Source organism: Halorubrum sp. 48-1-W (assembly GCF_003287355.1).
In the GTDB taxonomy this organism is placed as follows: domain Archaea; phylum Halobacteriota; class Halobacteria; order Halobacteriales; family Haloferacaceae; genus Halorubrum.
In genome coordinates this window covers 12,504-38,418 of the sequence record NZ_QMIM01000018.1, presented here as the reverse complement: position 1 = coordinate 38,418, position 25,915 = coordinate 12,504, and the positions used below count along the sequence as shown (strand labels likewise).

23 protein-coding genes are annotated in these 25,915 nt (G+C 69.6%); 14 read left to right on the top strand and 9 right to left on the bottom strand.

Features of this window, described 5'->3' with window-relative positions:
* The first annotated feature begins 61 nt into the window (after nucleotides 1-61).
* Entirely contained in the window at nucleotides 62-994 is a 933-nt protein-coding gene (locus tag DQW50_RS09375) for a DUF309 domain-containing protein (protein WP_241964387.1), read from the top strand.
* Between the two features lie 9 nt (nucleotides 995-1,003).
* On the opposite strand, the gene azf is transcribed toward DQW50_RS09375, so the two are convergent.
* The 4 genes from azf to thiD form a co-directional block, all read right to left on the bottom strand.
* A complete protein-coding gene (gene azf, locus DQW50_RS09370; RefSeq protein ID WP_112079022.1) occupies nucleotides 1,004-1,810 on the bottom strand; it encodes an NAD-dependent glucose-6-phosphate dehydrogenase Azf in 807 nt (268 codons plus the stop codon).
* 76 nt (nucleotides 1,811-1,886) lie between these two features.
* Nucleotides 1,887-2,240 carry a cell division protein SepF gene (gene sepF / locus DQW50_RS09365; protein ID WP_112079021.1) on the bottom strand — a complete coding sequence of 118 codons (354 nt, stop codon included), beginning with the start codon at nucleotides 2,238-2,240 and terminating at the stop codon, nucleotides 1,887-1,889.
* A gap of 91 nt (nucleotides 2,241-2,331) precedes the next feature.
* A complete protein-coding gene (mutS, locus tag DQW50_RS09360) occupies nucleotides 2,332-5,187 on the bottom strand; it encodes a DNA mismatch repair protein MutS (protein WP_112079020.1) in 2,856 nt (951 codons plus the stop codon).
* A gap of 31 nt (nucleotides 5,188-5,218) precedes the next feature.
* Nucleotides 5,219-6,097 carry a bifunctional hydroxymethylpyrimidine kinase/phosphomethylpyrimidine kinase gene (gene thiD, locus DQW50_RS09355; protein ID WP_112079019.1) on the bottom strand — a complete coding sequence of 293 codons (879 nt, stop codon included), beginning with the start codon at nucleotides 6,095-6,097 and terminating at the stop codon, nucleotides 5,219-5,221.
* Nucleotides 6,098-6,182: 85 nt separating this feature from the next.
* Between thiD and DQW50_RS09350 the strand changes: the two genes are divergently transcribed.
* A complete protein-coding gene (locus DQW50_RS09350; RefSeq protein ID WP_112079018.1) occupies nucleotides 6,183-6,833 on the top strand; it encodes a DsbA family protein in 651 nt (216 codons plus the stop codon).
* Nucleotides 6,834-6,848: 15 nt separating this feature from the next.
* Here DQW50_RS09350 and DQW50_RS09345 read toward each other — a convergent pair whose 3' ends face one another.
* The 4 genes from DQW50_RS09345 to DQW50_RS09330 all read right to left on the bottom strand — a co-directional run bounded on the left by DQW50_RS09345 (nucleotide 6,849) and on the right by DQW50_RS09330 (nucleotide 11,344).
* Nucleotides 6,849-7,748, bottom strand: a complete 900-nt coding sequence (locus DQW50_RS09345; RefSeq protein WP_112079017.1) for a phosphatase PAP2 family protein — start codon at nucleotides 7,746-7,748, stop codon at nucleotides 6,849-6,851.
* Complete coding sequence (locus DQW50_RS09340; RefSeq protein WP_112079016.1) at nucleotides 7,745-9,586, bottom strand: ABC transporter substrate-binding protein; 1,842 nt, start codon at nucleotides 9,584-9,586, stop codon at nucleotides 7,745-7,747. The genes DQW50_RS09345 and DQW50_RS09340 overlap by 4 nt, the downstream gene beginning before the upstream one ends.
* A 70-nt stretch (nucleotides 9,587-9,656) precedes the next feature.
* A complete protein-coding gene (locus DQW50_RS09335) occupies nucleotides 9,657-10,913 on the bottom strand; it encodes a DUF3488 domain-containing protein (RefSeq protein WP_112079015.1) in 1,257 nt (418 codons plus the stop codon).
* Between the two features lie 128 nt (nucleotides 10,914-11,041).
* The gene (locus tag DQW50_RS09330) at nucleotides 11,042-11,344 is read right to left on the bottom strand and encodes a hypothetical protein (RefSeq protein ID WP_112079014.1); all 303 of its coding nucleotides are present in this window, start codon (nucleotides 11,342-11,344) and stop codon (nucleotides 11,042-11,044) included.
* Nucleotides 11,345-11,732: 388 nt separating this feature from the next.
* Between DQW50_RS09330 and DQW50_RS09325 the strand changes: the two genes are divergently transcribed.
* The 7 genes from DQW50_RS09325 to lpdA all read left to right on the top strand — a co-directional run bounded on the left by DQW50_RS09325 (nucleotide 11,733) and on the right by lpdA (nucleotide 19,409).
* Nucleotides 11,733-12,659, top strand: a complete 927-nt coding sequence (locus tag DQW50_RS09325) for a replication factor A (RefSeq protein WP_112079013.1) — start codon at nucleotides 11,733-11,735, stop codon at nucleotides 12,657-12,659.
* A gap of 1 nt (nucleotide 12,660) precedes the next feature.
* Nucleotides 12,661-13,332: an RPA family protein gene (locus DQW50_RS09320; RefSeq protein ID WP_112079012.1), complete on the top strand. Its 672-nt coding sequence runs from the start codon at nucleotides 12,661-12,663 to the stop codon at nucleotides 13,330-13,332.
* Nucleotides 13,333-13,497: 165 nt separating this feature from the next.
* A complete protein-coding gene (locus tag DQW50_RS09315; protein WP_066412396.1) occupies nucleotides 13,498-13,902 on the top strand; it encodes a CopG family transcriptional regulator in 405 nt (134 codons plus the stop codon).
* A 217-nt stretch (nucleotides 13,903-14,119) separates the two neighbouring features.
* On the top strand, nucleotides 14,120-15,223 hold the full coding sequence (gene pdhA, locus DQW50_RS09310) for a pyruvate dehydrogenase (acetyl-transferring) E1 component subunit alpha (RefSeq protein WP_112079086.1): 1,104 nt from the start codon (nucleotides 14,120-14,122) through the stop codon (nucleotides 15,221-15,223).
* Nucleotides 15,224-16,216 carry an alpha-ketoacid dehydrogenase subunit beta gene (locus tag DQW50_RS09305; RefSeq protein ID WP_112079011.1) on the top strand — a complete coding sequence of 331 codons (993 nt, stop codon included), beginning with the start codon at nucleotides 15,224-15,226 and terminating at the stop codon, nucleotides 16,214-16,216.
* Nucleotides 16,213-17,982, top strand: coding sequence for a 2-oxo acid dehydrogenase subunit E2 (locus DQW50_RS09300; protein ID WP_112079010.1), 1,770 nt, complete (start codon nucleotides 16,213-16,215; stop codon nucleotides 17,980-17,982). The genes DQW50_RS09305 and DQW50_RS09300 overlap by 4 nt, the downstream gene beginning before the upstream one ends.
* The gene (lpdA, locus tag DQW50_RS09295) at nucleotides 17,982-19,409 is read left to right on the top strand and encodes a dihydrolipoyl dehydrogenase (RefSeq protein ID WP_112079009.1); all 1,428 of its coding nucleotides are present in this window, start codon (nucleotides 17,982-17,984) and stop codon (nucleotides 19,407-19,409) included. Before DQW50_RS09300 ends, lpdA begins: the two co-directional genes overlap by 1 nt.
* A gap of 114 nt (nucleotides 19,410-19,523) precedes the next feature.
* Here the strand turns inward: lpdA and DQW50_RS09290 are convergent, their stop codons facing one another.
* The gene (locus DQW50_RS09290; protein WP_112079008.1) at nucleotides 19,524-19,721 is read right to left on the bottom strand and encodes a heavy-metal-associated domain-containing protein; all 198 of its coding nucleotides are present in this window, start codon (nucleotides 19,719-19,721) and stop codon (nucleotides 19,524-19,526) included.
* 130 nt (nucleotides 19,722-19,851) lie between these two features.
* Here DQW50_RS09290 and DQW50_RS09285 point away from each other — a divergent pair, with 130 nt between their 5' ends.
* The 5 genes from DQW50_RS09285 to DQW50_RS09265 all read left to right on the top strand — a co-directional run bounded on the left by DQW50_RS09285 (nucleotide 19,852) and on the right by DQW50_RS09265 (nucleotide 25,895).
* A complete protein-coding gene (locus tag DQW50_RS09285) occupies nucleotides 19,852-20,508 on the top strand; it encodes an AsnC family transcriptional regulator (RefSeq protein WP_112079007.1) in 657 nt (218 codons plus the stop codon).
* 126 nt (nucleotides 20,509-20,634) lie between these two features.
* Nucleotides 20,635-23,334 (top strand): HAD-IC family P-type ATPase, encoded by a 2,700-nt coding sequence (locus DQW50_RS09280; protein ID WP_112079006.1) that lies wholly within the window; start codon nucleotides 20,635-20,637, stop codon nucleotides 23,332-23,334.
* A gap of 184 nt (nucleotides 23,335-23,518) precedes the next feature.
* Nucleotides 23,519-23,845 (top strand): DUF5783 family protein, encoded by a 327-nt coding sequence (locus DQW50_RS09275; RefSeq protein ID WP_112079005.1) that lies wholly within the window; start codon nucleotides 23,519-23,521, stop codon nucleotides 23,843-23,845.
* 53 nt (nucleotides 23,846-23,898) lie between these two features.
* Entirely contained in the window at nucleotides 23,899-24,273 is a 375-nt protein-coding gene (locus DQW50_RS09270) for a NifU family protein (protein ID WP_112079004.1), read from the top strand.
* Nucleotides 24,274-24,713: 440 nt separating this feature from the next.
* Nucleotides 24,714-25,895, top strand: coding sequence for an alpha-hydroxy-acid oxidizing protein (locus tag DQW50_RS09265; RefSeq protein ID WP_112079085.1), 1,182 nt, complete (start codon nucleotides 24,714-24,716; stop codon nucleotides 25,893-25,895).
* The last annotated feature ends 20 nt before the right edge of the window (nucleotides 25,896-25,915 follow it).

Sequence of the window (25,915 nt, the reverse complement as noted above, 5' to 3'; positions counted from 1 at the left end):
ATGTTGGTTCTGCGACGGTCGAACTCGGGGTTTATGCTCGTCCACGACCGAGGCGCTCGACGTGACGCGCGACGACAGTGGCGACCGCGACGAGCACGGTTCCCGCGACGACGGCGGCGACCGCGACGACAGTGGCGACAGCGACGACCGCGGCGACAGCGACGACCGCGGCGACCGCGGCGACAGTGGCGACAACGGCGACAGCAACCACACGGACGGTTGCGGGACCGCCGACGAACGCGACGAAGCGGTCGACGCCGTGTTCGAGGCGGGGGTCGCGCTGTTCAACGCCGGGCACGCCCTCGCCGCGCGCGATCGGTGGCAGTCGGCGCGGATCGCGAGCGTTGCCGACGCCGACGTTGCCGGCGCCGACGTTGCCGGCGCCGACGCTGCCGACGTTGCCGACGCCGACGTTGCCGACGCCGACTTTGCCGGCGCCGACGCTGCCGTCGCCGATACCGAACCCGCGGACCAGCGGCTCCGTCGCGGACTGGTTGCGGTCGCGACCACAGCCGACCACGCGAGAAACGGGGACCGGTCCGCCGTCGTGGACCACGCCACACGTGCCCTACGTCTCCTGGACGGGCTCGACGAGGAGTCCCGCGGGATCGAGCTCGAGCTCGTCCGCGAGTGGTGCCGACGGCTCGCCGACGACCCCGAAGCGACGGTTGCCGATCCGGAAGCGGCCGCCGTCGACCTCCCATCGCTCCGGATCGACGGGACAGCTGTCGAGTTCGAGGACCTGGACCTCACAGCGACGCTCTCGGCCGCGCCGGCGTTGGCGGCCGCGGTCGACGCCGGGGACGAGGAAACGATGTCGGCCGCGGTCGTGCTCGCGCGCGAGGAACGCGGGACGGGCCGGACGGAGGTCACGGAGCTGGTGTTCGCGTATCTCCGCCGGCCGGAGGCGCGCCCGCAGATCGCGGCGCGGATCGCCGACCACGTCGACCGCGACCGTCGCAAGCGCCGGGACGTCTCGAGCCTGTTCGAGTGAGCGGGGGTGTCAGGGCTCGTCGGTCGGCGGGTCCTCGCCGATCGGTTCGCCCTCGAAGGTGTAGTTCGCGGAGTTGTCCTGCGGGTCGTAGCCGAGGACCTCGCGGGCGCGCTCGATCGAGTAGTACTTCCGGTCGTTGTCGGAGATCCCGTAGACGATCTCGAAGCCGTACTCCGCCCGGAGACACCGGTCGAAGAGGTGCGCACAGTCGCCGTGTGAGAGCCACATCGCCTGGCCGCGCTCGTACTCGCGCGGCGGGTGGTCCTTGGTGAGGTTGCCGATGCGGACGCAGACGACGGCCATCCCGGTCTCGTCGTGGTAGTACCGCCCGAGGAACTCGCCCGTCGCCTTCGAGACGCCGTAGAGGTTCCCCGGCCGGGGGAGCTCCTCGCCGTCGAGCCGGTAGTCGTCGTCGGGACGGTAGAGGTCGGGGGTCCGGTCGTCGGTCTCGTAGCCGCCGACGGCGTGGTTCGAGGAGGCGAACGCGAACTTCTCGACGCCGGCCTCGGCGGCCGTGCGCATCACCACCTGCGTCCCGTCGATGTTGTTCCGGAGGACGGACTCCCACGGCGCGGTCTTCCGCGGGTCGCCCGCGAGGTGGATGACCGCGTTCACGCCCGTCATGGCCTCGCGGACGGCGCGCTCGTCGGTGATGTCGGCGACGTACTGGTCGGCGTCCGTCACCCGGTCCGGGACCTTCGCGGCCGGGATCGGCTCGCGGTCGAGGAGCCGCCAATCGTACTCCTCGCCGATGCCGTCGAGGATGGCCTGGCCGACCCGCCCGCCCGCGCCTGTGAGTAGGACCGGATCGTCCATTCAGCCTACTATGGACGCGAGGACGGCATATATGACACGGTTCGGCCGCCGAGACGTCGACGGCCGGGTGGCGCCCTCACGAGAGCTTCTGCCGCGAGATGGTCACGCCGGTCGGCGTCAACACGAGCTGGTCGTCCCCCTTCTGGACGATGTCGCCGTCGACCTCCTCGGCCACCTGGCGGAGCTCGTCGATGATGTGTTCCACCGTCCGGTCCGACGTGGAGTGGCGGGTGATGTCCGCGATGACGAAGTCGCCGTCGTAGACCGCGTCCTTGATCGGGATGACGTCGCTCTGGTCGCCGATCTCCGCGATGTGTACCGTCATCCCCGCCTCCCCTTTCGCCTCGGCGAAGTCGTCTATGTCGAGTTCGACGTAGTCGTCGACGGAGCGCTGTCCGCCCCCGCCGAGGATCTTGCTCATAATTCCCATAACAGTGTTACGACGAGGTCGCACATTAGTTCTTACGTCAGACGCTCGCGTCGTTCGTCCGGACGGGTCGACCACGGGGAACCGACCAACGTCACTCCAGCCGGTCCTGCCACTCCTTGACGCGCGAGAGCAACTCCACCGGTGCGGTCGCTGTGACGTCGACGTCGGTCAGCTCCTCGATGACCGCACGCGTCTCCGCGTCGAGTTCGACCGATTCAGTCGATTCCGCCGACTCAGTCGACTCCGCCGACTCCGCCGTTTCCGGTGACTCCGCCGACTCCGCCGTTTCCGGTGACTCCGCCGACTCCGCCGTTTCCCCGACGGAGGACGCCGTCGTGCCGGCCGGTCCGTTCCCGCGGTCGCCGGCGTCGCCCCCGTCGCTCCGGTCGCCGTCTCCACCGTTTCGCGCGCTGGCTTCCCCATCCCCGCTTCCCGCGAACGACCCGGTCGAGAGGTCGAAGACGACCTGTCTCGTCCCGCTGCCCCCGTCCCGCGAACTGCCCTTCGCCTCGATCGCCTTCTCCTCGCGCAGGCGGTCGAGGACCCGACCCGCGCGGTCGACGACCGGCTCCGGGACGCCGGCGATGTCCGCGACGTGGACGCCGTACGACCGGTTCGTCGGCCCCTCCCGGACCGTCCGGAGGAACGTCACGTCGCCGTCGCGCTCGTCGACCGCGACGTGGACGTTCTCGACGCGCGGGAGGTGGTCCGCGAGCGTCGTCAGCTCGTGGTAGTGCGTGGCGAAGAGGGTTCGCGCGCGAACCTCGTTGTGGAGGTACTCCGTCGCTGCCCACGCGATGGAGATCCCGTCGTAGGTGGCGGTGCCGCGGCCCACCTCGTCCAGGATCACGAGCGACTCCTCCGTCGCCGAGTGGAGGATGTTCGACAGCTCCTGCATCTCGACCATGAACGTCGACCGGCCCTGTGCCAGCTCGTCGAGCGCGCCGACCCGGGTGTAGATCCCGTCGACGAGGCCCACCTCGGCGGCCCGAGCGGGGACGAACGACCCCGTCTGCGCGAGCAACTGGATCAGCGCCGCCTGCCGCATGTACGTCGACTTCCCGCTCATGTTCGGGCCCGTGACGATCAGGAAGCCGCGCTCCGCGTCGAGCTCGAGGTCGTTCGGCACGAAATCGGTCGTCCGCTCGACCACCGGGTGTCTGCCCGCCTCGATCGAGAGGGTCCGCGACTCCGCGAGCGTCGGGCGCGTCCAGTCGTTTCCCGCTGCGTGGGTCGCGAGCGACGCGAGCGCGTCCAGCTCGGCGACCGCCCGGCCGACGTCCTGTAACAGCGTCACTGCCTCGGCGACCCGCTCGCGAAGCGCCTCGAACAGCTCGTACTCCAGGTCACTTCGGGCCTCCTCGAGCCGGAGCACCTCGCGTTCGCGCTCCTCCAGCTCGTCGGTGACGAACCGCTTCGAGTTCTTCAGCGTCTTGATCTCCCGGTAGTGTTCCGGCACCCGGTCCGCCACGGACTTGCCGACCTGGATGTAGTAGCCGTCCGTCGTGTTCCGGTCGACCGTGACGTGGCTGAGCCCGTGTTCCCGCTTCTCGCGCTCGGCGAGCGTGTCGAGCCACTCGAGGACGGTCTCGTGGCGCTCGATGAGGTCGTCGAGCTCGTCGTCGTACCCCGTCCGAAAGATCCCGCCCTCCGTCTTCGTCTTCGGCGGGTCCGCCGTGAGCGCACCCTCCAGCTCGCCGTGGAGGTCGCGGGCGCGGTCGCGGTCCGGCCGCCGGAGGACCGCTGTGACCGGCGAGTCCGCGAGTTCCGTCCCCTCGATCGCCTCCGCGAGCGCGGGGAGCAGGGCGAGGGTGTCCCGGACCGACGAGAGCTCCCGTGCGCCCGCGCTCCCGCTCGTCGTCCGGGCTGCCAGCCGTTCGAGGTCGTACGCGTCCCCGAGCGTCTCACGGAGCCGGTCGCGAGCGAGCGCGGCCGACGCCAACGCCTCCACCGCGTCGAGCCGGCGGTCCAGCTCCTCGCGGTCGCGTATCGGCCGCGTGAGCCATTCGCGGAGCAGCCGCCCGCCCGCGGCGGTGACCGTGTGGTCGACGGCGGCGTAAAGCGACCCCGCCGTCTCCCCGCGCATCGTCTCCGTCAACTCGAGGTTTCGCTGGGTCGTCGCGTCGAGTTCGACGTGGTCGCTCGCGCCGTACGCCGTCAGGCGCGTCATCGACGCGAGCACGCCCGCACCCGTCTCCGCGACGTACGCCAGCGCCGCGCCGGCCGCCCGCCTCGCGGGTTCGGAGTCGAGCCCGACGCTGTCGGCGGTCGCCGCCCCGAACTGCTCGCGGACTTCGTGGGTTGCCCGCCCCGGCGCGAACGCCTCCGCGTCGAAGACGGAGACGGAGCCGGAGAGGTCCTCGCGGATCGAGGCGAGGAACGCGTCGTCGTTCCGGAGGGCGGGGCCGGGCACCACCTCCGCGGGGTCGAACCGGTACAGCTCCGCCCGGAGGTCGCTTCGGTCGTCGACTGCCGTGGCGAGGAACCGCCCGGTGGTGACGTCCGCGAACGCGACCCCGTAGGGGCCGTCGTCGCCGTCGGCGTCGCGGTCGCTTCCACGTCCGACGCCCTCGCCGCCGTGTACGACCGTCGCCAGGTAGCGCGCGTCGTCGTCGCTGGTCTCGAGGAGCGTCCCCGGCGTGACGACCCGGGTCACCTCCCGCGCGTGGCCGCCGTCGTCCGTCTCGTACTGGTCCGCGACCGCGACCCGGTACCCCCGCTCGACGAGCGCCTTCAGGTACGGCGTCAGCTCCGAGAGCGGGACGCCCGCCATCGGGTACGACGACCCGTGCGAGGACTTCTGGGAGACCGTTAAGTCGAGTTCGTCGGCGACCAGCTCGGCGTCGTCGGCGAAGAACTCGTAGAAGTCGCCACACTGCATCGCGAGGACGTCGGCGTCCGTGCCCGCCTTGAGTTCGAGGAACTCCCCGACGATCCCCGTTGGCATACTCGTACTCCCGCCGTCGACAGCTAAAACCCTACGGGTCGTCCCCGGCCCGGCCGTCGATGACGTCCATGACCGTCGGGTTCACCGCCCCGGGGCCCGTCCCCACGTCGTAGCCGCGCCGGATCGCCTCGCCCATGCCGTCGACCGCGGCGACGACGGCCGCCTCCAGCGGCTCGCCGCGGGCCAGCCGCGCGACGATCGAACTCGAGAGGACACAGCCGGAGCCGTGGGTCGCGTCCGTGTCGACCCGCGGGTTCTCGATCCGTCGCACGCGGGGGTCGTCCCCTCCCCCCCCGCCGATCACGAGGGTGTCGACCACGGTCCCCTCGCCGGACGCCCCCCGGCCGTCCGCGTCGTCGAGGTGCCCGCCCTTCACGAGCGCCGCGTCGGCCCCGCGGTCGACGAGGGTCCGCCCGGCGGCCGCGGCGTCGGCGGGGGTCTCGACCGCGTCGTCGACGAGGACCGCCGCCTCGTCGGCGTTGGGCGTGACGAGCGTCGCCGCCGCGACCAGGTCGTCGTAGGCCGCCTCCGCCGCCGCCGACAGCAGGCGGTCGCCGGTCGCGGCCACCATCACCGGGTCGACGACGACCGGCCCCGGGAACCCTCCGAGTCTCCCCGTGACCGCCTCGACGACCTCGCGCGTCGCCAACATCCCGGTCTTGACCGCGCGGGGGGCGAAGTCGTCGACGACCGCGTCGTACTGGGCGGCCACGTGGTCGGCCGACAGCGGGGTCACGTCGTGGACGCCGCGGGTGTTCTGGGCGGTCGTCGCCGTCACGACCGTGGTCCCGAAGACGCCGTGAGTCGTCATCGCCTTCAGGTCCGCCTGGATCCCTGCCCCACTGCCGCTGTCGCTGCCGGCGATCGTCAACGCGACGGGCGGGGAGACGGGGTCGTAGGGTTCGGACATGACCGGAGTGTATTCTCCGGTTGTACTAGTCGGTGGCGATCGCCGCCGTCGAACGGGCTTTCCGGCTCGAGCCCCGAACCGGGGCATGAGCGACTCCGATCCCGACGCCGAGGCGGTCACCGTCACGGTGTTTTCCGACTACGTCTGTCCGTTCTGTTACCTGGGCCGGCAGTCCCTCGAAAGGTACCGGGAGACGCGCGACGCGGACGACGAGTTGCGGATCGACTGGCACCCGTTCGACCTCCGGAGCGGGAAACGACGACCGGACGGGACGATCGATACGTCGGTCGACGACGGCAAGGACGACGACTACTACGCGCAGGCGAAAGAGAACGTCCGCCGGCTCCAGGCGGAGTACGACGTCGAGATGACCCTCGAGCTCGCGACCGACGTGGACTCGCTCGACGCACAGGTCCTCTCCTACTACGTGAACGAACACTACCCGTACGACACGTGGCTCGCGTTCGACGAGGCCGTCTTCGCCGCGCTGTGGCGGGAGGGCGAGGACATCGGTGACCGCGACCTCCTCGTCGACCTCGTAGCTGACGCCGGCGTCGACGCCGACGAGGCCCGGTCCGCGCTCGAGGACGACGCGCTCCGCGGGGAGGTCTCGGCGCTGTTCGACGAGGCGCGCCGGCGGGGGGTCACCGGGGTTCCGACGTTCGCGTACGACGGCCACGCCGCCCGCGGCGCGGTCCCGCCCGAGCAGCTCCGACAGCTCGTCGAGGGCGCGTAGTCGGGTCGACCGCGCTCAGGCGGACTCGCCCTCGGGGTGTTCCTCGACCGTGTCGTCCTCGGGGTGTTCCTCGACGGTTTCCTCACCGCCCTCGATCGCGTCCACGTACTGGTACGAGAGGTACACACAGCCGAGCGCGAGCGCGGTCCCGAAGACCACGTCCGTGAGCCAGTGGATCCCGAGGTACATCGTCGAGACGACCACCGAGAGGGCGATCCACCAGGCGACCGGCGTCCATCTGGGATACGTTCCGTGCGTGAGCGCGGCGAAGGTCGCGACCGTCACCGACAGCGAGGTGTGAAGCGAGGGGAACACGTTCGTCTCGACGTTCACCTGCCCGGTGAGCGTCTGGAAGTCCGGGTTGAACGTGTACAGAAGCGAGGTCACGGCGTCGGGCATCACGTTCCGCGGACCGTACGCCAACACGAGGGTGTACAACACGAGTCCGAGCGCGTAGTTGAGCGTGTACGCCACGATCAGCCGCTTTATCATCGTCGACTCGGGTAGCGCGGCGTACGCGATGAACGGGAAGATGAGCAGGAACGCGTATCCGAACACGTAGATGGACGAGAAGTACAGCGTCAGTTGCGGGCTCTGGAAGGTCCCCTGGAGCCACGCGACGAAGTTCCCCTCCAGCGCGAAGATTGCGCCCGTCAGCCGCAGGCCGAACACCTCCGAGATCGACTGGAGCGCGGGCCGACCGATCCCGCTCACGGCGAGCACGACGAGCAGGGCGACGATCTCCCGGCGCGACTCGCGGAGGTACGGAACGAGGTTCCCGCCGACGCCGTACAGCCGCCACGGTCCGACGACGGCGACCCCGGCGACGAGACACATCGCGACCACCCAGAACAGCACGCTCGTAACGACCGGGATCAGCGGTGTGCTCGCGACGACCAGGGTCGGCGGGATCATTGCTCCCGCGCGAGTAGTCTGTCCGACTCGTCGAATCGGTACCCGATCTCCCGAAGCACCTCGCGTGTCGCCTCCACGTCGAGCGACCCGTCCTCCCCGCGGAACGGGTGGACGGGGTCCTTCTCCCGGTCGTCGTCCCACTCGAGCGCCTCGGGGACCCACTCGGGAGACATCGCCAGCGGACTGGTGGCCGGTCGGGCGTACCCGGAGAACGCGTCGTCGACGAGCGCCGACTTGTCCACGAGCGACGCGACGACCCCGCGGAACCGTGGGTTCGAAAGCGGCGCGCGTCGCGCGTTGTACCCCACGTAGTAGAACGCGGCCGACTGCGCGCTCACGAGGCGGGTTTCGTTTTCGCGGCCGATCCGGGGGACCGAGTCCGGTCCGAGGTTCGAGACCGTCCCGTCGGCGTATCCGTCGGCGACCCACTGTACCGCGGAGACGTCAGATCCGACGATCGAGACCTCGAGGCGGTCGAAATCGGGCTTCCCGCGGTACGGATCGAGGCTCGGTCCCTCGGAATCGATCCCCGTCGTCGAGCCGTCCTCCGCGTCCTCGTCGTCCTCCGGGCCGGATCGAACGAGGAAGTGATCGGGATTCCGTTCGAAGACGACCCGCTCGTCGGGTGTCGACTCGACGAACCGCATGGGACCGCTACCGACGGGGTCCTCGTTGGCCGTGACGAGCGCCTCCGTGGCCTCGATGTCGAACTCGAACCCGCCGACCGTCGCCGTCTCGGCCCGGTCGGCCCAGACGTGTTCCGGGAGTATCGGGACCTGTAGTGCCCGTTCGGCGACCCCCTCGTCGGCCGCTCCGACGACCAGTCGAACGGTCGAGTCGTCGACGACGGTGGTCGATTCCACGATCGACCCGCGTCCGCGGAACTGCGGGGCGGGAACGGGCGTCTCGGTGCTCCCCATCGCGGTGTCACGAAGGAAGGCGTACGTGAACGCGACGTCCTCCGCGGTCACCGGTTCGCCGTCGTGCCAGGTCGAGTCCCACAGCTCGACCTCGATGGTCTCCGAGTCGACCCGCTCCCACTCGCGAGCGAGCCACGGGACCGTGGTCCCGTCGTCGGCGATCGCGAGCCGGTCGTACAGCAGCGACATGAACGTCCCGTACCGGCGGTACTCCACGGCGAGCGGGTTCCAGTTCTCGGAGATGCGTCCGTCCGTGGTCGTGAGACGAAGGGTGACCGGCTCGTCGTCGTCTTCGGTCTCTTCTCCGACGTAATCGAGAGATATCAGTCCGCTCGCGGATATCGGCGGCTCCGTCTCCCAACCGACGAACCGGTCCGTCCGCGCCGCCGCCAGCGCGTCCGGGAACGCGACGACGGTGAACGGTTGTTTCTCACACACCGACTCCTGGAGGTCGGAGACGATCGCGGGGCGGTCCGAACCGTCCGCGTCCCGTTGATCGTCGAGGAGTTCGTCGATGTCGAGGTCGGTCAAGCCGAACGGGTTCTGCCACCCCGCCTCGGCGGTGAACTTCGAGTGGGTGAGGCCGTAGAGGACGTCGGGATCGAACGGGAGCACCTCCGTGTACTGGCCGACGTACACGTCGAAGTCGTGGTTGAGGAGCACCGTTCGGTGGAGGTCGGTCCCGTTCATCGTCTCGATCCGTGCGTCGACGCCGACGGCGGTCAAGTTCTCGGCGAGCGCGCGTGCGACCCGTATCCCGTTCGGGTCCTCGTCGGCCGGCGTGGTCCGGATCTCCAACACGAGCTGTGAGGAGCCCTCACGCCCGGCGAGGTTCCGTGCTCGCCCGGCACAGCCGGCGCTCCCGACCGCGAGTCCGATCCCTGCGAGCGCCTGACGCCGACTGATCCGTCGCGTCATTCTCCAGGCAGTCTCATCTCCGAGGCTATATCAGTTCTATGGTGTGGGAGCCTCGGATCGGGTAGCACCTTCATATCACGTCGGCCAGGGGGAGCGCGAGCCCGACGATCCACGCGAGTGCGCCGGCGACGAGGATCGAGCGGTCGCCCTCGGCCCGTCCGACGGCGATCAGCCCGATCCCTGCGAGCACCGCCACACGGTGGACGATCAGGCCGGGGGGTACCGCCACCCCGAGCGCGGCGAAGTCGAGGACGAACCCGGTACCGAGCCCCAACACGACCGCGAGGAACGCGGCGGTCGGGTCCGACCGTCGGCTCCCACGGACGACGAGCGCCGGCAGTCCGACGGCGATCACGAGGTACAGCGGCGCGGCGATGGCCTTCGGCGCGAGCTCCGGATACGCGGTCTCGATGGCGACGCCGAGATGCCGGATCGAGACGAACACCCCGGCCACCGCCACGCCGAGGACCATCGCGTCGCCGTGCCGGCGCCCCTCGCGGCGCAAGCGGCTCGCCGTTTCCCACGCCGCCTCGCGGGTCCGTCGTCGGAGCAGCGCCCCGACTGCAGGGAGCAGCAACGCCAGCTCGATCACGGAGAGCCAGCCGTCGCTCCGACCGCCCTCGATCCCGCGGTATTCCCGGCTGACCTCCGCGACGGTCGGGTTGTCGATGAACTCGTCTTCGAGCCGGGTCGCCGGCTCGTCGATGGCGGGAACGGTGTGACGGAGGCGGAACCAGTCGTAGTACTCCTCGTGGACCTGTACCGCGGTGTACTCGCCGTCGGGCGACTCGTACGCCCGTATGTGATCGCGCGTCCCCAGGTACGTGCCGTCGTGGACTTCGAACGTGACCGCCTTCCAGACGCCGCCGTCGGGTCCCCTGAAATACGAGTACCGGTTCGAGCCGCTGGCGTTTTCCCAGTTGCCCTCCACGATGTCTCGCACGGGGGCCGAAGCGTTCTCGCTCTCGATCGGTTCCGTTCGCTCCGTTTCGTTTTCGTCCTCGACGAGCGACGTGCGCCCGTCCTCGTCGGTCGCCTCCGTCTCGTCCGTCTCCTGCCAGTCGGCCTCGGGGTCCGCGGTGAGGGCGCGCTCGACCGTCTCGGCGTCGTTCTGGAACGCGACGTTGATCGCGAGGGTCTGTCCGTAGACGGACCGGCTGCGGCTCGTGTACGGCCACAGCTCGTAGTCTCCCTCGACTTCGATCAGCGACGCTTCAGGGACCTCGCCCGCTCCCGGCTGTTGGACGGTCCCGCCGAGGAGCCCCGAGACGACCAGCCCCGCGCCGACGACGACGAGCAGGGCGGCGGCGACCGTCTTCCGTTGCATGACCGTTCCGCACGCGCTCGGGCTATAAAACCTCCCGGGCCGGGGTCGAGGCATCCGCCCTGAGCGGTGCCCTACGGCGCTCTACAGGCGGAGCGGGCGAGTGTATCGGGGCCAGACCCCGAGGCGAGTTACCACGTCTCGACGTAGCCGTCCCGAACGTCCTCCGCACACCCCTCGCAGTCGGCGTGACCCGACTCGAAACACTCGGGACGCCCCTCGGCGTCGACGGTCACCGCCCGGCGCTCGGCGTGTCGCCGGCAGACGATCCTCGCACGCCCGTCCCGGTCAGTCGGCAGGTCGTACAGCTCCGCACCGACGTTCTCCTCGTCGGGGTCCGCTCTGCCCTCCGCGTACGCCCGCTTGGCCTCCTCGAACTGCCGGCCGGCCTTCCGGAGCTGCTGGCGGATCACCCGTTCGAGGCGGTCGTCCATACCCCCCGGTTCGGTCGCCCGGAGTATAGGTCCGTTGGCGTCGCGATCCGCCGGTGCCACGATCCGCCGGTGCCACGATCCGCCGGCGCCACGATCCGTCGGCGCCGCGATCCGCCGGCGTCGCGATCCGCCGATGTCGCGAGCGCCGTCCCGACCCCGTGACGGCCGGCGACCCTTCCGCGTCACCGGCCCACGTGAACGGTCGCCGTGGGAGCGTTCCACTCGAAACGACGCCCGCGCACGACTGACGAGCGTCAGACGAAGGTCCGACGGAGTCGTTCGATCGGCGTCAGCGCGCCACTTTCACCGCGGTCACCGTCGTTTTAATAGCATGAGGAACCAACCGTCGTACGCCTCCCATTGAAACACGACCGGAGGCGAGACACCCATGAGCGAACTGCGACAGGAAGCGGAAGCGATAGCGGAACAGTTCTCGGACCACCTCGAGGTGGGCCCCGACGAAGTCGAAGAGCGGTTGGAGAACCTGGTCAACGAGTACCGCGTACCGCTCGAGGAGGCGCGTCGGAGCGTCACCAACAGTTACCTCGACGACGCCGGAATGGAGCGCGACGAGCTCGGCCGCGGCGGCACAGAGCGGGTCCAGGTGAACGACATCGACGAGGACGAGCGGTGGGTCGACCTGCGCGTGAAGCTCGTCGACCTCTGGGAGCCTCGTAGCGACTCCATCTCGCAGGTCGGGCTCGTCGGCGACGAGTCCGGGACGATCAAGTTCGTCGCCTTCGAGACCTCCGACCTCCCCGAGTTGGAGGAGGGGACGGCCTACGAGCTCTCGAACGTCGTCACCGACGAGTACGAGGGTAGCTACTCGGTGAAACTCAACCGGACGACGGGGATCACGGAGATCGACGAGGAGATCGAGGTCGGCGACAACGCCGAGACCGTCGAGGGCGCGCTCGTCGACATCCAGTCCGGCTCCGGGCTGATCAAGCGCTGTCCCGAGGACGACTGTACCCGCGTCCTCCAGAACGGGCGGTGTTCCGAACACGGCGAGGTCGACGGCGAGTTCGACCTCCGGATCAAGGGCGTCCTCGACGACGGCGAGACCGTCACCGAGGTGATCTTCGACCGCGAGGCCACCGAGGAGCTCACCGGCATGGGCTTGGAGGAGGCGAAGGACATGGCGATGGACGCGCTCGACACGACCGTCGTCGCCGAGGAGATGGCCGAGGACGTCCTCGGCCGGTACTACCGCGTCAGCGGCCCGACGTTCGGCCGGTATGTCCTGGTCGACGAGATGGAAGAACCCGGCGCGGTCGACGTCGAGAGCGCGCTGATCGAAGCGAGGTCGATCTGAGATGAGCCAGTCAACCCCCACCCGAGAGGTCGCCCGGCGCGTTTTCGCGAGCGAGTTCAACGACGCCGGCTACACGTTCAAGGAATCGGACGACGAGCGCGCGCCCGTCTACCTGCTGTTGCCGACGGGCGAGTCCTCGAACCGCGTCTTCTTCGTCGGCACCCTCACGGAGAAGGAGGACGTCGGCGAGGACAGCGAGTACTGGCGGGGGCGCATCGTCGACCCCACGGGGACGTTCTTCGTCTACGCCGGCCAGTACCAGCCCGAGGCCGCCTCGAAGCTCCGGGACCTGGAGCCGCCCGCCTACGTCGCGGTCGTGGGAAAGCCCCGGACGTACGAGACCGACGACGGCACCGTTCGCGTGTCGGTCCGCCCCGAGTCGATCACGGAGGTCGACGCGGCCGTCCGCGACCGCTGGGTCGCGGAGACCGCCCACAGAACGATCGAGCGCGTCGCCGCCTTCGACGACGAGGGGAACGAGTACGCCCGGATGGCCCGCGAGGAGTACGACCTCGACCCCGCCACGTACAAGGCCGCGGCGCTGTCGGCGCTCGAGGACCTCGACGACACCGACGAGCTCGCCGGTGACACGGCGACGGACGCCGGGACGGGCGGATCCGACGACGCGACGCTCGAGGGCGACGCGGGAACCCCCGACGCGTCCGGGATCTGAGGCCCGGTTTCCGTCCGCGCGTCGTCCCGTTTCCGTCCGCGCGTCGTCCCGTTTCCGTCCGCGCGTCGTCCCGTTTTTCCCGACTAACGCCGCGGAAACGACGCGTGAACGCGCCTGTCACCGTCTGACAAACGCTTAAGTGATCCGCGTGACGATCGGGTGGTGATGGGCAACAAGAACAAGACGATCTCGTTCCGCGTCAACGAGGACGCCTTCGAGACCCTCCGCGACATCGCCGAGGAGCGGGACATCTCGCTTTCGGCCGTCTTCCGGGACTACGTGGATACGCTCGTTGCCCACGACGGACAGGTCCGGGTCATCCCCGAGGCGGAACTCGAGAGCATGGGCGACAGCGGCGAGTCGTTCCCCCCGAAGATCGAGGTCCCCAAGAGCTTCGTCCGCGAGCACGAGCGTCTGGAACTCGAAGCCGACCACCTCCGCGAGCAGCTCGAGGAACACAAACGCTACGTCAACTACCTCCGCGAACAGCTCGAGGACGAGGACGAGGACGTGATCCAGCTCGAGGACCTCGACGGCGAGCCCGACGAACCCTCCTTCCGGCTCGGCTAGCGTCGGCCCGTCCGACCGTCGACGAACGCCCTCCGTCGGTCCGAACCCGTAGGGTCGTGCCGCCGGTCCGCGCTCGTAGTGACGTTCGTTTCCTCGTTCGGCCGTACGGTTGACGGATCGATACCCCTCCGGTCGGTTTCCGTCCATCTGTAACGATCGACGAAAAGGATATTACTCGGCGCTCGGACTGTACTGACATGAATGGGTGGCTCCGACCGTGAACGTGTTCGACAGGGCGTACGACGACCCGGTCCGCGTCCTCGACGAGGACGGCACGGTCGTCGGCGACGTGCCCGACCTCGAGGAGGACGAACTCGTCGGGATCTATCGCGACATGCGCCTCGCGCGGCACTTCGACGGCCGGGCGGTGAGCCTCCAGCGTCAGGGGCGGATCGGGACGTACCCGCCGCTGTCCGGTCAGGAGGGCGCACAGGTCGGGTCGGCGGCCGCGCTCGGCGAGGACGACTGGATCGTTCCCTCCTACCGCGAGCACGGTGCCGCGTTCGTTCGAGGGCTTCCGCCGGAGAAGACGCTGCTCTACTGGATGGGCCACGGCGACGGGGCCCGGCCCCCGGACGACGTCAACGTCTTCCCGATCGCGGTGCCGATCGCCTCGCAGGTGCCGCACGCGGTCGGCGGCGCGTGGGCGTCGAAGCTCCGCGGCGACGACGACGTCTTCGTCTGTTACTTCGGCGACGGCGCGACGAGTGAGGGCGACTTCCACGAGGGGTGTAACTTCGCGGGCGTCTTCGACACCCCCACGGTGTTCTTCTGTAACAACAACGGGTGGGCGATCTCGGTGCCGCGCGAACGGCAGACGAGGAGCGCGACGCTGGCGGGGAAGGCGGAGGCGTACGGCTTCGACGGCGTCCAGGTCGACGGGATGGACCCGCTCGCGGTGTACGCGGTCACGGAGGCGGCCCTCGAGAAGGCCCGGGATCCGCCCGAGGACCGACTCCGGCCGACGCTGATCGAGGCGGTCCAGTACCGCTTCGGGGCACACACCACCGCCGACGACCCCACCGTCTACCGCGACGACGACGAGGTGGAGCGGTGGCGTCGCAAGGACCCGATACCGCGGCTGGAGCGGTACCTCCGGTCCGAGGGGGTCCTCGACGACGATCGGGTCGACCGGATCGAAGCCGAGGTCGAGACGCGCGTCGCCGACGCTATCGAGGCGGCGGAGTCGGTCCCGCGGCCGGCGCCGAAGGAGCTGTTCGCGCACGCCTACGCCGAGCTCCCGCCGGAGCTCGAAGCACAGTACGCGGAGGTCGAGACGCTCCGCGAGGAACGCGGCGACGCGGCCTTCTTGGGTGAATAAATGAGCGACACGCGAAACCTCACGCTGGTACAGGCGGTTCGGGACGGGCTCCACACCGAACTCCGCGAGGACGACGACGTCGTCGTCCTCGGGCAGGACGTCGGCAAGAACGGCGGCGTCTTCCGCGCGACCGAGGGGCTCTACGAGGAGTTCGGCGGCGACCGCGTCGTCGACACCCCGCTCGCGGAGTCCGCCATCGTCGGCTGCGCGGTCGGGATGGCCGCGATGGGCATGCGGCCGGTCCCCGAGATCCAGTTCTCCGGGTTCATGTACCCCGGCTACGACCAGATCGTCTCGCACATGGCCCGGTTCCGGGCGCGCTCGCGGGGCCGGTTCACGCTGCCGATGACGCTGCGTGCCCCCTACGGCGGGGGGATCCGCGCGCCCGAGCACCACTCGGAGTCGAAGGAGGCGTTCTACGCCCACGAGGCGGGGCTGAAGGTGGTGATCCCGTCGACGCCGCGGGACACGAAGGGATTGCTCGCTGCGTCGATCCGCGACCCCGACCCCGTGATCTTCCTCGAGCCGAAGCTGATCTACCGCGCGTTCCGCGAGGACGTGCCGGAGGAGCCGTACACGGTCCCGATCGGCGAGGCGGCGACGAGACGCGAGGGCGACGACGTCGCCGTGTTCACCTACGGCGCGATGACCCGCCCCACGCTCGAGGCGGCCGAGACGCTCGCCGAGGAGGGGATCGAGTGTGAAGTCCTCGACCTCCGGACGGTCTCGCCGCTCGACCGGGAGGCGATCGTCGACGCCTTCGAGCGTACCGGCCGTGCGGCGGTGGTCCACGAGGCCCCCCGGACGGCCGGGCTCGCCGCGGAGATCACGGCGATCCTCCAGGAGGAGGCGCTCCTCTACCAGGAGGCCCCCATCGAGCGGATCACCGGGTTCGACGTGCCGTACCCGCTGTACGCGCTCGAGGACTACTACCTCCCGAGCGCGACGCGTATCGAGGAGGGTATCAGGGAGACCGTGGAGTACGAACCATGACGATCGAGGAGTTCCGGCTTCCGGACGTCGGCGAAGGGGTCGCGGAGGGCGAACTGGTCACGTGGCTCGTCGACCCGGGCGACCGCGTCGAGGAGGACCAGCCCGTCGCCGAGGTGGAGACCGACAAGGCGCTCGTCGAGGTGCCCTCCAGCTACGACGGCGTCGTCGAGGAGCTGTTCGTCGAGGAGGGGGAGGTCGTCCCCGTCGGCGACGTGATCATCTCGTTCCGCGTCGACTCGGACGACGGGGAGCCGGCCGACGAGGAAGCGACCGACGCCGACGAGGAAACGACCGACGCCGGCGAGGAAACGACCGATGCCGAGGGAGCCGACCCCAGGGAGGACGCCCCCGAGGCGGCCGACTCGACAGCGAAACGCGTGTTCGCCCCGCCGTCGGTCCGCCGGCTCGCGCGCGAGCTCGGCGTCGACCTCGGCGCCGTCGCCGGGAGCGGTCCCGGCGGTCGGGTGTCCGAGCGCGACGTGCGCGAGCACGCGGAGGTGACGGGATCCGGGAACGGCGCGGACGGCGAGGACGCCCCCGCCCCGAAACCGGTCGACATCGGGTCGGGCGACCGGACGTCGGCCGTAGAAAAGCGCGGAGGGGACTACGACGGCCCGGCGGCGGGGTCCGCGCCCGAACCCGCCGGCCGCGATCGGACGTTGGCGACCCCGGCGACCCGGAAGCTCGCGCGCGAACTCGGCGTCGACCTCCACGACGTGCCCACCGACGAGACGCGCGAGGGCGAGGCGTTCGTCGACGAGGGGCACGTCCGGGCGTACGCCGAGGTCGACACCGAGGTCGATACCGACGTGGAGGCACCCGCAGACGTCGTGGCCGACGCGGAGGGGAGCGACGTCGGCGTGGAGACCGACCCGACGCCCGCGGACCCGGCGACCGACGCGCCCACGTCGACCGCGGACACGGTGTCGACCGACGCGGGCGAGGCGGACGCCGGGAGCGCTGACGACGACAAGACTGGGGACGCCGACGGGACGGGGGACGCCGACGGGACGGCCGTGGAGACGATCCCGTACCGGGGCGTCCGCCGGACGATCGGAACGCGCATGGCGCAGTCGAAGTTCACCGCCCCGCACGTCACCCACCACGACACCGTCGAGGTCGACGCCCTCGTCGCGGCCCGCGAGCGGCTGAAACCGAAGGCAGCGGAGGCCGGGGTGAGCCTCACCTACCTGCCGTTCGTGATGAAGGCGGTCCTCGCGGGGCTACGCGAGTACCCCATACTCAACAGCGAGCTTCGGGAGGACGAAGAGGAGATCGTCCTGAAAGACGAGTACCACTTCGGCGTCGCGGTCGCGACCGACGCGGGGCTGATGGTCCCCGTGGTCGAGGACGTCGACGGGAAGGGGCTCTTCGAGCTGGCCGCCGAGGTGAGCGACCTCGCGTCGCGGGCGCGCGACCGGTCGCTCGCGCCGGCGGAGCTGCGGGGAAGCACGTTCACGCTCACCAACTTCGGCGCGATCGGCGGCGAGTACGCGACGCCGATCATCAACTACCCCGAGACCGCCGTTCTGGGGCTGGGTGCCATCGAGAAGCGCCCCGTCGTGCGGGAACGGTCCGAGGTCGGCGACGGCTCCGTCGAGGACGGCTCCGTCGGCGACGAGGGGGGCCACGCGGTCGTCCCCGCGTCGACGCTGCCGCTGTCGCTGTCCATCGACCACCGGGTCGTCGACGGGGCGGTCGCCGCCGAGTTCGCGAACGTCGTGATGGAGCATCTTGAAGACCCGCTGTTACTGTTGAACGAGTGATGGTGGTCGGAGACATCTCGACGGGAACGGAGGTACTGGTGATCGGCGCGGGGCCGGGCGGCTACGTCGCCGCCATCCGCGGCGCACAGGAGGGGCTGGACGTGACGTTGGTCGAGAAGGACGCCTACGGCGGGGCGTGTCTCAACCGCGGCTGTATCCCCTCGAAGGCGCTCATCACGGCGAGCGGGCTCGCCCACGAGGCGGGCACCGCCGAGGAGATGGGGATCCACGCCGACCCCGCGGTCGACCTCTCGCGGATGATCGAGTGGAAGCAGGGCGTCGTCGACCGGCTCACGGGCGGCGTCGAGAAGCTGTGTAAGGCCAACGGCGTGAACCTGGTCGAGGGGACCGCGCGCTTCGTCGACGACCACACCGTCCGCGTCGCCCACGGCGGCGACGGACAGGGCTCCGAATCGATCGAGTTCGAGCACGCGATCGTCGCCACCGGCTCCCGGCCGGTCGAGATACCCGGCTTCGAGTTCGCCGAGGACCACGTCTGGAGCTCCGCGGGCGCGCTCGCGGCCGAGAGCGTCCCGGACCGCCTCGTCGTCGTCGGCGGCGGCTACATCGGGATGGAGCTGGCGACCGTCTACGCGAAGCTGGGGGCGGAGGTAACGGTGGTCGAGATGCTCGACGACGTCCTCGACCCCTACGAGGACGACGTGAAACGCGTCGTCCGGGACCGCGCGGAGGAGCTCGGGATCGAGTTCCACTTCGGGGAGGGCGCGGCCGGCTGGTCGGAGGCCGGCGACGGCGACTACCTCGTCCACACGGAGACGGCCGACGGGGAGGAGTCGAGCTATCCGGCGGACAAGGTCCTCGTCGCGGTCGGCCGTGAACCCGTTACCGGCGGGCTCGACCTCGAGAACGCGGGCGTGGAGACGACCGACCGCGGGTTCATCGAGACGGACGACCGGACCCGGACCGCGGTCGATCACGTCCACGCCGTCGGCGACGTCGCCGGCGAGCCGATGCTCGCGCATGCCGCCTCGACGGAGGGCATCGTCGCCGCCGAGGTCATCGCCGGCGAGCCGGCAGCGCTCGACCAGCAGGCGATCCCCGCCGCCGTCTTCACCGACCCCGAGATCGGGACGGTCGGGATGACCGAGGCGGACGCCGAGGAGGCGGGATTCGAGGTCGCCGTCGGCGAGATGCCGTTTCGGGCCTCCGGCCGCGCCATGACGATCGGCCACACCGACGGGTTCGTTCGGATCGTCGCCGACGCGGACGAGGGGTTCGTGCTCGGCGCACAGATCGTCGGCCCGGAGGCCTCCGAACTGATCGCGGAGGTCGGGCTCGCGATCGAGCTGGGCGCGACGCTCGAGGACGTCGCTGCGACGGTCCACACCCACCCGACGCTCTCGGAGGCCGTGATGGAGGCCGCGGAGAACGCCCGTGGCCAGGCGATCCACACGCTGAACCGGTAGGAACTCCCTGCCCGCACCGGTAGGAACTCCGTGCCCGAACCGATAGGCCACTCCCCGTCCGCGGAACCCTCGGTGGACGGCGACCGGTGGCCGGCACGCCCGTTCGCGCGTCCGCTACGCCGACGCCGCGTATCCCGCCTCCTCGACCGCGCGCACGAGCGCGTCGGGGTCGACGTCGCCCTCGACGGTCGCGGACCCGCTCTCGCGGTTCGCGCTCGCGCCGGTGGCGCCGTCGACGCCCTCGAGCGCCTCCTCGACGCTCCGCTCGCAGTGTTCACACGACATCCCCTCGACCGTGATGGTTCGACCCATGACGGGATCGAGTAGTGGGTGGAACCGCTTGTGTATTTCTCCTTCGAGACCTAGGGTCGGAAGGTACTCTCGCTTTCGATCCCAAAGTTCCGAGGAAACGCTCTTGTGTGCGCCGTTCCTCCGATCGTCCATGCGTGAGTTGGACGACACCGACGTGGAGATCCTCTCGCTTCTGGCTGTGGACGCCCGCCGGCCGTACCGCGAGATCGGCGACCGGGTGGGGCTCTCCGGTCCGGCGGTCTCGGACCGCGTCACGCGGCTGGAGGAGGCCGGCGTCATCCGCGGGTTCACGGTCGACGTCGATCGGACGAAACTACGCGGGGGGGTCCCCGTCATGGTCGACGTCGATCTCGCGGTCGACGCCGACCTCGCGGTCGACGCGGGCGAGGGACCGGATTCGGGGGCGGACCCGGACGAGGTCGGTGACCCTTTGGAGGCCGCCCGCGAGCGCCTCCGCGATGCCGAGGCCGTCGAGCATGTGTTCGTCACCGCCGAGGGGAACCTGCGGTTTTACGCCCGGATCGGGCGTCGGTCCGTCCGCGAGTGGCTCGCCGGCCTCCTCGAGGGGCTCCCCGTCGACGACCGGACGGTCACGCTCGTCGACGAGGTCGAGTGGACGCCCTCGATCGAGGGTGTCGAGTTCGCGCTGACCTGCGCGGAGTGTTCCAACACGGTCGACAGCGAGGGCGAGACGACGCGGATCGACGGCGACGTGTACCACTTCTGCTGTCCGTCGTGTCTCGGCCGATTCCGGGACCGATACCGCCGACTGGAGGAGGGTGTGTGACCGATCGGATCGACGAGCTGCTCCGCGATCGGCGCCGTTGCTTTGGGATCGAAGGTTTCGACCCACTCCGACCCCGACACTGAGAGGAGAAACCCAGCTAAGGGTGGAGCCCCTAGTAGCATACAGATGACAGACAGAACGGCTCACCTCGACGTCACGGGGATGTCCTGTGCCAACTGTTCGGCGACGATACGGGACACCCTCGAGGACCTCGACGGCGTGGCGTCGGCGACGGCGAACTACGCCACCGACGAGGCGACGGTCGAGTACGATCCCGGGACGGTATCGCTCCGCGAGATCTACGACGCGGTCGCGTCGGCCGGCTACGGCGCGGTCTCGGAGACGACCACGGTCGCGATCACGGACATGTCGTGTGCGAACTGCGCCGAGGCGAACGCGGAGGCCCTGACGGACACGCCGGGCGTGATCGACGCCGACGTGAACTACGCCACCGACGAGGCACAGGTCACGTACAACCCCGCCGACGCGTCGCTCCCGGACCTGTACGACGCGATCGAGTCGGCCGGTTACTCGCCGGTCCGCGAGCGTGGGGGCGGCGCCGGCAGTGACGACGGGACCGCAGGGGACGCCGGTTCCACTGCCGACGGTTCCGACGCCGATTCGGGTCAAAGCGCCCGCGACGCTGCACGAGAGGAGGAGATCCGCAGACAGCTCCGGCTGACGCTGTTCGGTACAGCCCTCGCGGTCCCCCTGTTCGCGTTCATGGCCGACCACCTGCTGTTCGACGGGGGGCTCCTCCCGGGAACCGTCGTCGGCGTCGAGGTCGGCTGGCTACAGTTCCTGCTCGCGACGCCGGTACAGGTCGTGCTCGGCCGGCCGTTCTACCGGAACTCCTACACGGCGCTCGTCAGGAACCGGCGTGCCAACATGGACGTGCTGATCGCGCTCGGGTCCACCACCGCGTACCTCTACTCAGTCGCGGTCCTCTCCGGGTTGATCGCGGGGAGCCTCTACTTCGACACAGCCGCGTTCATCCTCGTGTTCATCACCCTCGGCAACTACCTCGAGGCCCGTTCGAAGGGGCAGGCCGGCGAGGCGCTCCGGAAGCTACTGGAGATGGAGGCCGAGACGGCGACGCTCGTCGACGCCGACGGCACCGAAGAGGAGGTGTCGCTCGACGCGGTCGAGTCAGGCGACCGGATGAAGATCCGGCCGGGCGAGAAGATCCCCACCGACGGCGTCGTCGTCGACGGGCAGAGCGCGGTCGACGAGTCCATGGTGACCGGCGAGTCGGTCCCGGTCGAGAAGCGCGAGGGTGACGAGGTCGTCGGCTCCACGATCAACGAGAACGGCGTCCTCGTCGTCGAGGCGACGAATGTGGGCGAGGACACCGCCCTCCAACAGATCGTCCGGACGGTGAAGGAGGCGCAGTCGCGCCAGCCGGAGATCCAGAACCTCGCCGACCGCATCTCGGCGTACTTCGTCCCCGCGGTCATCGCGAACGCCCTGTTGTGGGGGACGGTCTGGTTCCTGTTCCCCGAGGCGCTCGCCGGGTTCGTGAGCGCGCTCCCGCTGTGGGGGCTCGTCGCCGGCGGCCCGGCGGCCGCGGGCGGCGGCGTCTCGGTCGTCGAGTTCGCGATCGTCGTGTTCGCCTCGGCGGTGCTCATCGCCTGTCCCTGCGCGCTCGGGTTGGCGACGCCGGCGGCCACGATGGTCGGTACCTCCATCGGCGCACGCAACGGCGTCCTGTTCAAGGGGGGCGACGTGCTGGAGCGCGCCAAGGACGTCGACACGGTCGTCTTCGACAAGACGGGGACGCTCACCGAGGGCGCGATGGAACTGACCGACGTGGTCGCGTTCGGCTCCGACGGCGAGCCCATCCCCGACGGCGGGACCGCCTCGACGGCGGGCTCCGGCGACGAACCCGGGACGGGACCCGACGGGACCGACGGTCTCACGGCCGACGAGATGCTCCAGCTCGCCGCGACGGCCGAGCGGGACAGCGAGCACCCGCTCGCGCGCGCCATCGTCGAGGGTGCCGAGGAACGCGGGCTCGACGTCGGGGACGCCGAACGCTTCGAGAACGTGCCCGGTCAGGGCATCCGCGCGACGGTCGGGGGCGACGAAATACTCGTCGGCAACCGGAAGCTCCTCCGCGAGAACGGGATCGACCCGGAACCCGCGGCGGGGACGATGGAACGGCTCGAAGCCGAGGGGAAGACGGCGATGCTCGTCGCCCGCGTGCCAGCCGGCACGGACGCGGGGGAACTCCTCGGCGTGGTCGCCGACGCCGACACGGTGAAAGCGAGCGCGGCCGACGCGGTCACAGCCCTCCGCGAGCGCGGTCTCGACGTGATGATGATCACCGGCGACAACGAGCGGACCGCCCGCGCGGTCGCAGAGCGGGTCGGGATCGATCCCGCCGACGTCCGGGCGGAGGTCCTCCCCGAGGACAAATCCGACGCGGTGGAGTCGATCCAAGCCGACGGGCGCAAGGCGATGATGGTCGGCGACGGCGTCAACGACGCGCCGGCGCTGGCGGTCGCGTACGTCGGGACCGCCATCGGGAGCGGGACGGACGTGGCGATCGAGGCGGCCGACGTGACGCTGATGCGTGACGACCCGCTCGACGTGGTAAAGGCGATCCGGGTCTCCGACGCCACGCTCCGGAAGATCAAACAGAACCTCGTGTGGGCGTTCGGCTACAATACGGCGATGATCCCGCTGGCGTCGCTCGGGCTCCTCCAGCCCGCGCTGGCCGCCGCCGCGATGGCGTTCTCCAGCGTGAGCGTGCTCGCCAACAGCCTCCTGTTCCGCCGGTACGAGCCGGACGACGACTACACGCTGTTCGGACGGTTGCGGTGAGCGGCGGGTCGAGCCCCGTCGCCGATTCCATATAGCGAAATATACTTTACTTCCATCACTGCCCGAATCCCACGCTTTCGTCCGACCTGGCCGATAGAGCGGGTCACCCCCGGCGATTTGGGCTCTCCCACCCGGCGCGTCGACGATCGACCGGCTTTTTCCCCGGCGAACCGTCCGATCGGACATGGCAGCCGAGTTCGACCCCGATAAGTTCGAGGACAAGTACGTCCACTACTTCCCGGAGCTCCAGCGGGCGTACAAGAACGCGTTCAACCAGATGAACGAGCGGTACGACTCCGAACTGGTCCACGGGATCGACCAGATGGTGCTCAACGAGTCCGAGCCGACCTACGAGGACGGCCAGTTCCGCGTCGAACTGCCCGACAACCCCAGAGATCGGCTTCAGGGGGTCCTCGTCGACGACGAGACGTTCGAGGCGACCCTCGAGGAGTACGTCGAACGGATCGAAGCGGAGCTCTACCGAACGCTCGGCGTCGACACGCCCGAGTGATGCCGATCCGTCCGAACCAAAGGCATAAGCCGACCGACCGCCAATTCGGGGACATGAGCACGGATACGAGCGACCCGGAAAACGACCTCCGCGAGCGGATCACGAACTTCCTGCGGCGCAACTTCCCGCAGATCCAGATGCACGGCGGCAGCGCCGCGATCAGCCACCTCGACCGCGAGACCGGCGAGGTCCAGATCCAACTCGGCGGCGCGTGTTCCGGCTGTGGTATCTCCCCGATGACGATCCAGGCGATCAAGTCCCGGATGGTCAAGGAGATCCCCGAGATCGAGACCGTCCACGCCGACACCGGCATGGGGGCGGGTGCCGACGGCGACCTCGGCGGCACGGGCGGCGGCGGCGGCATGTCCCCGTCGTTCCCCGGCGAGACGACCGACGACGACGACGAAGGGCCGCAGGCACCCTTCTAACGCTCGCTCTTCTCCGTTTTCTCGCTCGAAGCCGATAGCGGCCGTGTTTTCCGACGAGTCTCGTCCGACGATCCGCCCGCCCGTCGCCACTCGATAAATGGAATATCGCGATATCAAAACTACTTCGGAGTCACCTCCGACCGATGCCTCGGAGGCCGACGTGTCGCGCACGAAGTCGAGACGCACTCGCGGTGGACGGGAAAGTCGCTTTCGGCCGACCGACGCCGCCTCGCGCCGGGGGGGTCGACGCGTACCCAGTAGCTATATTTTCGAGGTCTCGCACGTATCCGCAATGGGCTTGGATTTCGACCGTCGGTGTCGATCACTCGACGACGGACGGGTTTCGACGGCCACGCTGGCTGTGACGGACCGGACGCGGCTCGGAGGGGTCACCCGAACGCGAGTACGGCGTGAGGGACGCCACGTTCCCCGGGGAGATCATGAGTGACGACCGTCTGCGGTCGAGACCGACGGCCGGAGACCGGCTCGACACCCTCCTCTCCGGTGAGCCACCCGAAACGCCGACCGCGATCGAGGCGGTACGCGAGGCGGCTCTCGAAGCGTTGGACGACGACGCGACGGCGTTTCTCACCGGCGGCGCGGGCGGCGATCGAACGATGGACCACAACCGGACCGCGTTCGAACGCTACCGGATCGTCCCGCGGATGCTCCGAGACGTCACCGACCGCGACCACTCGGTCGACCTCCTCGGCTCCACCCTTCGGACGCCGCTTTTGCTCGCGCCGGTCGGGATTCAGACCAACTACCACGACGAAGGCGAGATTGCGACCGCTCGAGCAGCCCGGTCACTCGAGGTGCCGATGATCGTCAGTTCGGTCGCCTCCCACAGCCTCGAAGCGATCGCCGAGGCTGTCGGTGACGGCACGCTCTGGTTCCAACTGTATCCCAGTAGCGACGACGCGATCACGGAGAGTTTCCTCCGCCGAGCCGAAGCGGCGGGGTACGAGGCGGTCGTCGTCACGGTCGACGCCCACGTGATGGGGTGGCGCGAGTCCACCCTCGACCGGGGGTACCTGCCGTTTCTCGACGGCGAAGGGATCGAGAACTACCTGACGGACCCCGCGTTTCGCGACGGCCTCGACGAACCCCCCGAGGCGGACGTAGACTCGGCTATCGACCACTTCTCGGCGGTGTTCGGACACTCGGCGTTCGACTGGGACGACCTCGAACGGGTCGCCGAATCGACCGACCTACCCGTTCTCGTGAAAGGGATCCTCCACCCGAGAGACGCGCTGACGGCCGTCGAACGCGGTGCGGACGGGGTGGTCGTCTCGAACCACGGCGGTCGACAGATCGACAACGCGCTCGCCGCGCTCGAGGCGCTTCCGGGGGTCGTCGACGCGGTCGACGGTCGGATACCCGTTCTGTTCGACAGCGGGGTCCGCCGGGGGGCCGACGCGTTCGTCGCGATGGCGCTCGGCGCGGACGCGGTCGCGGTCGGTCGACCGTATCTGTACGGGCTGGCAGTCGACGGGGAGTCCGGCGTCCGATCGGTCCTCTCGAATCTGCTTGCGGACCTCGACGCGACGCTCGCGCTCGCCGGTCACACGTCGTGGGAGACGGTCGATCGAACGACGATCCGGGAGACGACATCGAGGTAGCCCCGGAGTCGACCGGACCT